The sequence below is a fragment of the Paenibacillus sp. FSL R5-0908 genome (assembly GCF_038006245.1).
Classification (GTDB): domain Bacteria; phylum Bacillota; class Bacilli; order Paenibacillales; family Paenibacillaceae; genus Paenibacillus_AQ; species Paenibacillus_AQ odorifer.
Window position 1 is genome coordinate 6,969,821 of the sequence record NZ_JBBOUV010000001.1, and the last position, 12,623, is coordinate 6,982,443.

Genomic DNA, 12,623 nt, shown 5'->3' on the forward strand with positions numbered 1-12,623 from the left:
TGGCAAAGTTTAGTAGTCTACTTCTCTATGGTTAGATTCACTAGCCCTGCTCGTTTTCGCACGCAAAATAGCCCGCAGAGCTGACACCATGGCCAACTTGCGGGCTAACATATTAAAAGACCGTATGATTGAATTACAACCCTGCTTGATCTCTTAGCAATTCTGCTTTATCTACGCGTTCCCATGGAAGATCAACATCAGTACGTCCGAAATGACCGTAAGCTGCGGTTTGTCTGTAAATCGGTTTACGCAAATCAAGCATAGAAATGATTCCCGCAGGACGAAGATCAAAGTTGTTGCTGATCAGTTGAACCATTTTCTCTTCACTGATTTTACCTGTTCCGTATGTATCCACATTTATCGAGACAGGAGTAGCTACACCGATGGCATAGGCAAGTTGGATCTCACATTTGTCGGCCAAACCAGCAGCTACAAGATTCTTAGCTACATAACGAGCTGCGTAAGCCGCAGAACGGTCCACTTTAGTTGGATCCTTACCTGAGAATGCTCCGCCGCCATGACGAGCATATCCGCCGTATGTATCGACGATAATCTTACGACCAGTTAGACCAGCATCCCCTTGAGGACCCCCAATAACAAAACGTCCGGTTGGGTTAATAAAGTATTTGGTTTCTGTATCAAGCAGTTCCGCAGGAACAACAGGCAAAATAACATGTTCTTTAATATCGGCCTGAATTTGTTCAAGAGAAATTTCCTCTGCATGTTGTGTAGATACTACGATAGCGTCTACGCGTACAGGTTTTTCATCTTGATACTCAATCGTAACTTGTGTTTTGCCGTCTGGACGAAGATAGTCCAAGGTTCCGTTCTTACGAACTTCAGATAACCGACGTGCAATACGATGTGATAAAGCAATCGGCAGTGGCATCAGTTCAGGTGTCTCGTTCGTAGCAAACCCAAACATGAGTCCTTGATCGCCTGCACCAATATTAGCTGTTTCTTCAGCTACTTGAGCAGGATCCCGGTGTTCTAAAGCAGAGTTAACACCTTGGGCAATATCAGCGGACTGCTCGTTAAGAGAACTCAACACAGCACATGTATTATAGTCGAAACCATATTTTGCACGTGTGTATCCAATTTCTTTGATGGTATTGCGTACGATGGCAGGAATATCAACATACTCTGATTTGGTACTGATTTCCCCGATCACCAGTACAAGACCTGTTGCTACTGCTACTTCGCAGGCTACACGTGCATTAGGATCATTAACTAAAAATGCATCCAATACTGCGTCGGAAATCTGGTCACAGATTTTATCCGGATGCCCTTCCGTAACGGACTCAGAAGTAAACAAATGACGCCCTTTAATAGACAAGTATAACAACCTCCCATATGGTTAGTCTGACACTGTATAAGGGATTCCTTAATGATAACAGGCCAAATAATAAAACTAAATAATATAAATAATTCAGGTTTGCCTGATTTCTTTTTATGAAGGATTTTCGCAAAATTTGATGCCTGCATTCACTAAACTCTTCAAAAAATGAACCTTTTCCATATGGAAAAGGTCTAAGGCTTTCCTCAAAAGTCATATTATCTTATTTAGGGGGTGGTGTCAATTAAACACAGAGCCCCCCATGAGAGTATGAATATTGATTTCACGCTATAAAAAAGCAATATCAGATAAGGAATAAGGGTATCCTAACCCCTGATATTATTGAAAAAGAGACTGTTCAGCTTGCTTAATGAGTCTCTTCGTAATTTCTCCTCCAACAGACCCATTATCCCTTGAACTCAGATGCCCAAGGTACTGACTACGGCCAGAACCACTACCTCCGACTGCTCCTAACTCAGAAGCAAACTCCGTGTCTGCCCCGCCTCCATAATGAGCCCCATATAAACCAAATTCAGCTGCAATTTCATATTGCATTTGTTTCAGCATTGTCCGACTTTCAGGTACGACTGTACGATTATTACGTGCCATGTTACAGCACCTCCTGTGAATTTGTAAGATTACAGGAATATTGTGCGTCCATCACTTAATCTTCAATCGCGCCAATGATTTGTAACTCTGGAAAACAGTTTGAAGGTATGATTAAGTCCGTTTACGGGCATTATGAATATATATCATTACACATTATTTCAGGGTATATCCACCACGAACCATCACAACAAGACCAAGGGTTTGACCCTCTTGAACAGCTATACCACGACCATCACGAGGGAAGGACAATAAGTGGTTAGATGGTGCAGCTAGTCCATTTGTAAGATCTTTACCATCTGTTAAATCGGCCACACCATTCGCATCTTGTGAAACGATTACTGCTTTACCCGCGCGAACGATAAACTCAGCGCCTGCAGAAGCAATTAAAGTTTGGCCAGGCTTCACATCAACGATCACAGATTCATTACTACTATTTTGACCAGGTGTAGCTACTGGCGCTGTGGTTGCACTAGGCGCAGGTGTAGCAGTTGCTACCGGAGTCGTTACTGTACCACCCGAAAGTACTTTCTGAATTTGCTGATCTACGTAGCTTTTCGTAACTACAGGATCATCGGTTGTGCCAGGCTGAGAACCAACACCTGCACCTTCAGCAGTAATATTTAGCAAAGATCCAGCCCATACACCACCAGCCAGCAATACAGCGGCGATTGTTACTTTCCATACCGATTTCAAAGAAGTTCCTCCTCATTATTTGGGGATAAAAACCTATAAAAAAAGAATAGCCTCCGAAGAGGCTATTCTGTGCTTCGGTAATCCTAAAGCAATGATTATTTACCAGTAACTACAGTACCAGTTGTGATCTTGTTACCAGCATCATCAGTGATGTTCGCACTAGCATTAACCTTAACTTCGATGGAGTTAACATCGTTAGCGTTGAGGTTTTGTTTACCAGTAGTTCCATCCAATTTGTCGAATGTTACATAGAACTTACCAGCGTCAGATCCAGCACCAGGAGCGATGCTTGCAGGTTTAACGTTGGATTTGTCTGCGTTTTGGCTAACACCGTTAATCGAGAATTCGAAATCAGCAAGTTGAACTGTAGAAGCCTTAACATCTTCGCTGAATCCGATAACCAATACAGTGTTGTCACCACTAGAAACAGCAGCAGTTGTCAATGTAGGTTTAACGCGGTCTGTAAGTTCGGATTTCTTCTCAACAGCAATAATTCCGTTTCCAGCCTTATCCGCGATACCGAAGACTTGGAATGTATAGTCTTCTGTTTTGGTGATTGTGTTACCAGGGATGTAGACTCTTACAGTTGCTGTTTTAGGAGCAGCTGCATCATCACCTGTACCAATTGAAGTGATTACTGGGTAAGCACCAAGTGGCAATGCTTTGCTGTTCAAAGTATAGCTGTTAACATCAGTTAAAGTAGCTACATTCAAACCACTTGCATCGGAACCAGAATCTTTAACAACTACATCGTAGTATACATCAGCAATTACAGTACCAGCCGCATCTTTGTCATGCGGAGTAATGCTAACTACTTCTGGTCTTGTTACATCACTAGTATTTGCAGCTTCAATAGCTAGAGCAACTGTTGTTGATGCAAACGGATTAGTTGAGAATGAATCATCTGTAACCAAACCTTGTGGTAGGCGTACAGTGTAGTCTGCACCAGACAAGGAAACAGCGTAAGTCAATGTTTTCTTATCAGCAGACAAGGAACCAGCTCTAACATTCAGTGTTGCAGCTTGTTGACCAGTCTTGTTGTTGATAACAAGAATTTGTCTGTTGTTAGTTCCAGCAGTATCAAGAATTACTTCTTCATTGAACTTAATTACCAAACCTTTGTTGGAATAAGTTGCAGAAGTTACACCAGGAGCACTAGTATCCTTAGTGAATGTAATTGCTTGAGTCGCAGCTGCACTCAAAGTGTTACCAAGAGTGTCACGTACGGATTGACCAAATACGATGGATCCTGTGAATGTGCCAGATGTAGGCAATGCACTCAATGGGGATCTCAATTTGATTGTGTCGCTATCGGAAGAAGTGCTCACATAGAACACACCTTTGCTTTCTCCGTTAGCATCAAGTAAACGAACATTACCTACTAGGGAATCTCTGTTTACCTTTTTGTCGAATTTAACTTCAACATAACGATCGCCGACTGGAGTCACGCTCTTAATTACAGGAGCTGCTACATCGGATACTACAGTAACACTAGTTTTGATTGGGTTAGGGTTCGCAACATTACCTGCGAAGTCAGAAACGTTAGTCAGAGATACATCATAAGTAGTACCGCTATTCAAGTTTCCAGTAGTCAAAACAAATGTGTCATAAGTATCTCTTTGAACAGTTGCAGCCGCACCGTTAACATAAGCGATAATACCCGCTGGTTTAACTGGTTCGCTAAATTTAACATATACTTTGTTAGTAGTTGCTTTAGCAACAGCATTTACAGTAGCTACTGTAGGAGCCACAGTATCAGCAACAGGTACAATGTTAGTGAAAGCTGGAACTACTTCACCACTTGTTGTTTTGATTTTATCGTTAACAACAACAGTGTATTGACCTTTCAAATACTCAAGTCCTGGGAAAGTGATAGTAGCTTCAGTGTTATCAGTGCTGAAAGATACTTCTGCGCCCGCTGCAGTTACAACTGGAGCACCACTAAGTGCAGTTACTTGAACTACATCTTTGATCAATTTTCCATCTTCAGCAACTGTATCTCCATCAACAGCACGGTTGAATTTAACAACCAATTGTTTAGAGTTTGGAGCAGTTACAGAAACAACTTTAGGAGCTTGTAAAGTTACTTTTGCAGTGAAATCTTTTTCTTGGTGTTTAAAGTTGATTGTAGTTTCAACACCTGCTACAAGAGCAGTAGTCAATTCTACAGTTGTAGTAGTTTTATCAGAGAAAGTAACAACTACTTTAGTTGGGCTTACTGCTTCAGCAGAAGCTACAGTCAATTGTGGAACTGTAAGCTTTTGATCAACAGCATAAGCTGTTTCAACTACCAAAGAACGGCTAGCGTTAGCTTTGAAGTTAGTGTCTTTAGCAACCAAGCCTGCGTCGATTACTGCTTGAGCGTAACCTTTAGCCCATGCGGATGCAGAGTTATCAGTTGTAGTTGGTTGTTCCAGTTTCAAAGCACGGAACAATACAGCCGATACTTCTTCAACAGTCACTTTACCGTTGTAGTCAAAGATACCTTTAACAGTATCTTTACCTTGCATCAAGTTAGCTGCAGTAACAGCTTCGATGTAAGGAACTGCCCAGTTAGAAGCATTGTAACCTTTGTCTTTGTAAGACAATTTGTTAGTCACTTCTGAAAGATCAAACAATTTAGTAACGATCTTCGCGAATTCAGCGCGAGTAAGATCTTTTTCAAGGTGAGCTTGACCATCTGGGTATCCATTGAGAATACCTTTCGCTGCCAAAGCATCAAATTTTTGTTGCGGAGTTGTTGCTGCGTCACCAAACGCTACAGAGGCAAACATCGAGAATGCCATTGCTGTAGATAATGCTACGGATAAAATTTTCTTCATAACCTTTTTTTCTCCTCCTTGGACGTTCATAAACTGGGATTTTTCTTTAGTTGAGTAGCTCATATCACTCATTAGCCGATGCACCCCCTTTCCAGAGTTGAGCAAATTAAGTATAAATAATGTCTGTGACGGGTATCACAGAAACTGGTAAACGATTTTAGGACATGACAATACTAGATTCCTAATTATACCTAAGTATTATACAATGTGCCTCAAGTCACGTAAAGCTAATTTTTCCATTTGTTGAAATTGGCTTTACCAGCGGTTAATTTCAGCCCCTGTGTAAATGACTCTACACCTTAAACGCAGAAGATTTGAAAAAGTTGCGGTTTCTCAAAAAAAATCTTCTTTTTTATATTTTCCGGTGTGATCCCATTAGAAGATACATATGTATGATCTACTAACTATTGTTAATCATGGGTGCCTACGGAAAATAGTATATCATAGTCGCTTTCTAAACGTCATTATGCAATATTTACTAAGAATCATTAACACTTGTACTATTAATTTAAACATTCCTACAAAAAACAAAAAAAGCGCCGTCGCCGACGCTTGCTTCTATTACATTGTTTCTAACGAATCTTCATAGATAATTGGATCAATTCCTGACGTTTCTCAGGACTTGAGTTCACATTGTCATACATTGCATCAATAGCTGCGCGGTTCTCGCGGTAGCTCTTCTCATGCTTGATTGTAGTATGAGACCATTCGATCAGAGCGTTCTCAGCAACAACAAGCTCATTGTATGAATCGTGGAATCCTGTTGCTTGTACAAGCTCTTCCATGACCTCCTGAGTAATCTCCTGTAATGCGCGTTTAGCTGCAATTTCCTTTTCCAACACTTTTGCTCTATTCTCAAACATATTCTTGGCTTTCATGTAATCCAACTGTGCTTTTGATAAAATCGGTTTCATCGATGGCTTTCACCTTTCAGAAAATAATATTTTCTACATTATTGTATCGTAAATCGGTGCAGATTACAAAATTTATGTCGCTGGTAATTGTTATCTTTACATCAAAACTCCGACCTACGAATACTTTTCGCAGGCCGGAGCACTTTTTTTTATTCTTTAGTTAAAGTTCTTAGGGAAGATGCTTGTACTCTTCTGTAAGAGTGCCACAGTAATCTTACCGGCCTCTGCTCTAGTCAACTTACCCTTCGGGTTAAAGTTATAGACGGGCTTCTTTTGGCCTGTAACGGTCACAGCGCTTCCTTCCATAATCTTAGCTTTAGATATAGCTTCAATTGCAGGACGTGAGTAGAAATCCATATTGCTTGTATCAACAAATGATTTGCTTAAGCTTGCCAGCAGTTTACTGTCATTCAAAGACATCTTGAGTTTCAACGCCCTAGCTATCATTACAGCGGCTTGTTCACGTGTTAAGGCTTGATCAGGCCCAAAGAAGCCATCACTGAGGCCTGTAACAATACCTGCCCTAGCAGCTGTCTCAATGTGTTTGAAATCCCATGTGGCCGCGACGGCTTCTGGCACAATATCAAAGAAGGTTTGTTTATTAGCATCATAGTTCAAAGGAATACTTAATGATTTCACCAACAATGTAGCGAATTCACCACGAGTGGTCAAATCATCCGCCCCGAATGCATCTGCTCGAAGGTTAGTCATAAATCCTTTGGAATACAATCCATTCATTATATTTCTGCCCCATGGATGATTCGTAATATCAACAAAACCACGGCGCAGCTTCATAACAGTGTAATAACCAAATTCATCGAATGGAACGGTGATGGTATGTTTTTTCGTATCTACGACCCCGCCCAAATTCTCCCACTTACCTGAATCTGTATATCGGAATACTGTAATAGTCGATCCCACTTCATCCACAATGCTGGAGTTGAAAGTAAGCGTCAATTCACCACGTTGGGAAGGTACGATTTTTCTTGTTTGACTATACTGCGTAAAGTATCCAGTCTTTCCACTGGCATCCACGAAATGTGGGGTAACCCCGTTGGTCTCAAGATTAACGCCATCATTTCCTAGACCCCCACTAAGCCAGTAGATATCCGATACTCTCGAAAAGTTATTAGTAGAAACGGTTGATGTAAAGCGTAGAGCAAGATCCTGTGGAATCACAAGCTGCCCGCCCCCGCCTTCGGTTCTGTCGTCACTACCCGTTACGTTGATAATGTTCCCGTAATCATTCTTACGTTCAACAACGCCATCAGCGGGATCCGCGATACCAAACAACAGTTTTGTATTAGGATAATATTTTGCAGCACCAGAGCTAGTATATCCCTTCATAATCGTACCTTTAGGGAAGTTCAATTCCAAGGTTTTATTAAAGACACTATACTTCGTAGCTACCTTCTCCGCCATATATTGTGTATCAATCTGCACAGCACTGGCATAATACACATTTATGGTATCGCTTATTGTGGAGTTAGCACGAACCACTTGTATCTTAATAGGATTCGATTTGTCTGCTTTTAAACCCACATAATCATAGGTGAAGCGATCTTGATTTGGCAAATCCGTACGTTTTATTGCTTCTTCTTTGCCAATTATTACTTTAGTGGCACCTTCAGCCTCAATATCAAAACGAACAAAGTTTTTGTTAACAACAATTTGCTCACCTACTGTAGCTACAGGTGACAAAAGACGATATGGAGCAACTTCCCGCACTACTTCAAGACGTTGTGTAGTTCTTGCCCCTGTTTTGTTAATAAGCTCTAGGGTATAAACTTGACTTCCTGGGGCATCAAACTTAATGTCACGTAATCTTAAAATAAAGTTTTTAGCACTGCCAATGTAGTCATAATACAAACCATTTGCAGCCACTTCATCAGGATAACGTTTAGGACCAATAGGTCCAGCGGTTTCCGTACCGTCAATTAGCAGCTTATCCTGCCCCGTCGAAGTAAACACCAGAGTAGAGCCCTGATAAAGATTCAGCGTTGTAGCACCACTACCTTGGAGTACCAAGTCGAATTTATCTTTGCTTGTTGTATATTTTTCATCCTTATATACAATCTCAGCTGGCAATGCCAGCATGGCATTACGTTCGACTTCATTAGAAAGGGTTGTAGTTGTAAATGGTAAACGATTATCCCCTAAAGTAGGATGGAATTGTTTTACCCCAGAAATATTGGTATCAATGATGTAGATTTTAAGTTCTTTTTTGATAATACGTTGGTTACCAGCATTATCTCTTGAGACTCCAGTAAATACGATTTTATTCTCACCGTATACCAGTGGTCCCGTCTGACTGATTGTCACAGTGAAATTAAAAGTTGTTTTATTTACTGTTGAGTTTTTTTCTACTTCAAGCTTAAAAGGGTTGCTAGTTAATGAGTTACTGTCTGTGCCGTTAATTTGCACTTGTGCATTTTCTATATTTTCGAACCCGATATATTCCCCAGAAACATTAAGTTTTCTTTCTACACTGGAATCGAATTCGTAGGTCTGACCATCTTGCAGATTACTTACATATATATAGTTTTTCGATACATATGAAATATCAGCATTATAGAAGGATTCTGATCCTTTATAACGGAATTGTACCTTTTGTTGACCATTAGAGAACCCTGATATTTTATAAATATATTCATTTGTTCCTGTGCCTGCAGTTACATAAACTATAGATAGTGGTTTATTACTCAAAGGCAAATAGTTTGCAGTTATATCTTCTGGGGTTGTTGATCTATTTGTCTTCGCCATTATATAGAAACTATCCGTCTCTAACTGTTGGCCATTCAAAGGCAATTTAGAGATTTTGGTAAGATCACCTGAGCCTGTATATCCAGGAAGGTAGTACATTTCTGTTATAACAGTCTCATTTTTTAAAAATTTATATGAATAAAGATGAGAACTGCTGTGGCTGCCATAATCGACAGACAATTTAAAGTCATTTACACCCGCCAAGATTTCTAAATCAGCTGCAGTCTTAAATTTAACCAATTTATACGTTGGCGTAACGCCATCAGGACCAGGAATTGTTAATTCTTCTGTCACAGCACTAATCGTTACAACTTTTTCGGAACTATTACCTTTATTAAGAGTTAGCACAGCATTTGTTGCAAACGGAGCCACGTTATATGGAACTAAGATCTGTCCAGTAAAACCTGCAACACTTGGAGTCAAATCAGCAGTCAACGTAGGCACATTATCATTTAAGATATTATAGTCCGCATTGTCGTGGTTGATGTTCAGAGAAGCGTACGGTTGATCCTTATCAAAGAAATATACGGATCTGTCTATTGTTATTGAATCCGAAGCATTTTGAATAACAATCTTAAGCGTACTTAATCCCGGACTCAAGTTCAGCGCGGGGGTGAAAAATGTTCCGTCTTCCAATAGGGAAGTTTGTAATGCAGTTCCTCCATTCACGGAGACACTGACTTTAGTGGCATTCGTTACTTTACCTTGAAGAGTAACTGTAGATACTGGTACGACAACTTGTGTTCCTTCATTTAAATTAAGCGCAGAAGGACCACCCAAAACTTTTAATTCTGTTACATAGGGAACTTTATCGTAAAGAACATAAAATGATTCTGAACGTTGGAGATTCCCTTGCATACCAGAAAAGGTCACCTTATTAAAACCTGTATACAAAACAAGTCCAGATGCTACAAAACGGTTATCCGGGCTATTGGTATCTGTTGTTACCGCTCCTGTCGTCAGGTGAGTAGCATCTGTTACCCATTTATTAGACTGACTATCTTTTGTAAGCTGCTCTACAGTAACCTTCATCGTGGAAGATGTTACCTGAGAGTAGGTTCCTGTAATTGAAAAGGTAGGGCTACTTACTTTGTAAACACTAGAGCGGTCAATAAGTCCCTCAGGATTAGGATTAGCTGTTGTTGCTACAACATCCTGTTTCAACAGAACAGTATTACGTAATGTGAGATCATCCGGACTGAAGAAAGTCGTGGAGCTCGTGGTAGCCGCTGCCGCTATGGGCGTGTATTTACCTGGGAACATAGAAACGATCAAAGCCGCCAGCATCAGCCAAACGAACGGTCTCTTAAAGCGTTGCATGTGTTATATCTCTCCTTTGAGTATAAATTCTCGTAAACCTTCACTTTGTTCTTTATCGGTCATAAGAAGCGATATTTTTAGGGAAAACAACAAAAAACTCATCCGAAAAGGGATGAGTTTTGTTAGTTATAGAAAATATTAGAATAATACCATTAATAAATTAAGATTTGGAACCTCTTTCCGGATTAGCCTTCATACGAATTCTTAGAAAGAAATCAATCAACGGACGTTTAGTCTTACCGATCAAACCTGTAACTTCCGCACCGATCTGCAAGAAGAAGAGCATGATGCAGATGACTACAAAGGTAACCCAGTTCGCCTCGTAAAGAGCGGCAGAGGATTGAATTACAGCTAAAACTCCGAAAAATGCAGCAATGCCATAAATAATGAGCACAGTCTGACGATGACTAAAGCCTAGCTCGCGAAGGCAATGATGCAAGTGACCTTTGTCTGGTGCAAAGATTGGTTTCTTCTGCAGCTTACGGCGCACGATCGCAAAGAACGTGTCCGACAACGGTACACCAATAATAAGCAAAGGTGTAATAAACGAAACCACGGCAATCTGTTTAAACCCTAGCAAAGCAAGTAAAGCTAAGCAGAAGCCTAAGAACAGCGATCCCGTATCCCCCATAAAAATCTTGGCGGGATGGAAGTTGAAGAACAAGAATCCGATTATGCTACCCAGAAGCAACAGGCATAACATGGCAACCATCGTGTTACCCATCAAGAAAGCCATTACCGCAATCGTAGCAATCGCAATCCCTGATACACCAGCAGCAAGCCCGTCCAACCCGTCAATCAGGTTAACAGCATTGGTGACACCAACAATCCAGAAAATCGTAAGCGGGATAGCAATCCAGCTTTCCAATGAAGAATACGTATTGTTAAATGGAATATTCACAAAATCTACAGTAATACCAAAACCGAAAACTACAATACATGCTGCGACAATTTGGCCCAGCAGCTTCAACTTTGCTGATAATTCAAATCGGTCATCCAAACCTCCGATAAGTACAATCAGTCCGCCGCCACACAGCAGCGCCTTGATGAAGTTGGCCTCCCGCGGAGTGAACTCATATGGAATAATCGGCAATACGGCAAGCAGGCCTAACACAAACGCCAGAAAAATAGCTAATCCGCCGAGGCGGGGCATAATTTTCGTGTGCACTTTACGAGCATTCGGCACATCTGTCGCACCAATCTTAATGGCGAATTTCTTCACCAAAGGTGTGAGGCCAAGTGCGAGTCCCATGCATACGATAAATCCAGCGATGTATATGATTAACATTTGATCAGTCGACCCCCATTTCTCTACCGCATTGAATTATACGCTGTTACAAAAACAAATTCCAATCCCTTTTTTAGGCTATTCATCTGATTTTCCAGGTGAATATCGGCATTTGACTAGACTTTTGTTACTTTATCTTTCTCACGCACCACTTTTAATGCGAATTTCGGCAACGCAAGCATTCTTTTGTACCGCGTAGGCTCTTTTAATAAACGGTACAACCATTCAACTCTCATTTTTTGGAAAACTTTTGGCGCTCTCTTGCTCTTGCCAGAAATTACATCAAAACTGCCGCCGACCCCCATCATGATCGGAACACCTAACTTGGATTTGTATTTTGCAATCCATGGTTCCTGACTATCCGCGCCTCTGGCTACAAATAATAAGTCAGGATTGGTTTTAACAATTCCAGCAATAATTTCATCGTCCGATTCCGGACCAAAATAACCGTCATGATATCCTGCAATAATAACACGCGGATATTGCAATTGTAACCTTTCAGCGGTTTCCTGAATCACCTCAGGTGTAGAACCAAGGAGATATACCTTCCATCCATATCTTTCACCCTGTTGCATCAATTCATGTAACAGGTCAAAACCAGCTACCCGTTCGGTTACAGGCTCCTTACAATAATTAGCAGCCCATACCACACCGGTTCCATCTGGGACAACCAATTCAGCTGACTTCATTATCTCCATATAAGCTGGATCTTCCAAAGCAGCCATCACCATAATCGGATTAGCTGTAATCACTTGATGCGGGATACGGGTATGAACCGCCTCTGTCAAATAAGCAACAGTTGCTGCCATATCCACCTTGGAGACTCTAATCCCAAAAATAGGAACTGTAGGTACCGCGCTTTCTGCTTTCACTTTAGA

At 40.9% G+C, this 12,623-nt stretch carries 8 protein-coding genes; all 8 read right to left on the minus strand.

Features of this window, described 5'->3' with window-relative positions; translation table 11 throughout:
- Window positions 1-133 precede the first annotated feature (133 nt).
- Window positions 134-1,336: a methionine adenosyltransferase gene (metK, locus tag MKZ09_RS31950; protein ID WP_076201892.1), complete on the minus strand. Its 1,203-nt coding sequence runs from the start codon at window positions 1,334-1,336 to the stop codon at window positions 134-136.
- Between the two features lie 339 nt (window positions 1,337-1,675).
- On the minus strand, window positions 1,676-1,945 hold the full coding sequence (locus tag MKZ09_RS31955; protein WP_036681516.1) for an alpha/beta-type small acid-soluble spore protein: 270 nt from the start codon (window positions 1,943-1,945) through the stop codon (window positions 1,676-1,678).
- Between the two features lie 153 nt (window positions 1,946-2,098).
- Complete coding sequence (locus MKZ09_RS31960; RefSeq protein WP_076201894.1) at window positions 2,099-2,638, minus strand: hypothetical protein; 540 nt, start codon at window positions 2,636-2,638, stop codon at window positions 2,099-2,101.
- 95 nt (window positions 2,639-2,733) lie between these two features.
- Entirely contained in the window at window positions 2,734-5,532 is a 2,799-nt protein-coding gene (locus tag MKZ09_RS31965) for an Ig-like domain-containing protein (RefSeq protein WP_076201897.1), read from the minus strand.
- Between the two features lie 500 nt (window positions 5,533-6,032).
- Window positions 6,033-6,374 (minus strand): hypothetical protein, encoded by a 342-nt coding sequence (locus tag MKZ09_RS31970; RefSeq protein WP_076201899.1) that lies wholly within the window; start codon window positions 6,372-6,374, stop codon window positions 6,033-6,035.
- Between the two features lie 156 nt (window positions 6,375-6,530).
- Window positions 6,531-10,457 carry an S-layer homology domain-containing protein gene (locus MKZ09_RS31975; RefSeq protein ID WP_076201902.1) on the minus strand — a complete coding sequence of 1,309 codons (3,927 nt, stop codon included), beginning with the start codon at window positions 10,455-10,457 and terminating at the stop codon, window positions 6,531-6,533.
- A 160-nt stretch (window positions 10,458-10,617) separates the two neighbouring features.
- Complete coding sequence (locus MKZ09_RS31980; protein WP_036681523.1) at window positions 10,618-11,745, minus strand: glycosyltransferase family 4 protein; 1,128 nt, start codon at window positions 11,743-11,745, stop codon at window positions 10,618-10,620.
- Between the two features lie 116 nt (window positions 11,746-11,861).
- Entirely contained in the window at window positions 11,862-12,617 is a 756-nt protein-coding gene (locus tag MKZ09_RS31985) for a WecB/TagA/CpsF family glycosyltransferase (protein ID WP_076137869.1), read from the minus strand.
- Window positions 12,618-12,623: the final 6 nt, after the last annotated feature.

What these genes read in the sequence shown, in the direction of transcription:
- MKZ09_RS31970 (WP_076201899.1), bottom strand. Translation starts at nt 6,374, where the DNA reads ATGAAACCGATTTTATCAAAAGCACAGTTGGATTACATGAAAGCCAAG.
- MKZ09_RS31965 (WP_076201897.1), bottom strand. Translation starts at nt 5,532, where the DNA reads ATGAGTGATATGAGCTACTCAACTAAAGAAAAATCCCAGTTTATGAAC.
- MKZ09_RS31980 (WP_036681523.1), bottom strand. Translation starts at nt 11,745, where the DNA reads ATGTTAATCATATACATCGCTGGATTTATCGTATGCATGGGACTCGCA.
- MKZ09_RS31975 (WP_076201902.1), bottom strand. Translation starts at nt 10,457, where the DNA reads ATGCAACGCTTTAAGAGACCGTTCGTTTGGCTGATGCTGGCGGCTTTG.
- MKZ09_RS31955 (WP_036681516.1), bottom strand. Translation starts at nt 1,945, where the DNA reads ATGGCACGTAATAATCGTACAGTCGTACCTGAAAGTCGGACAATGCTG.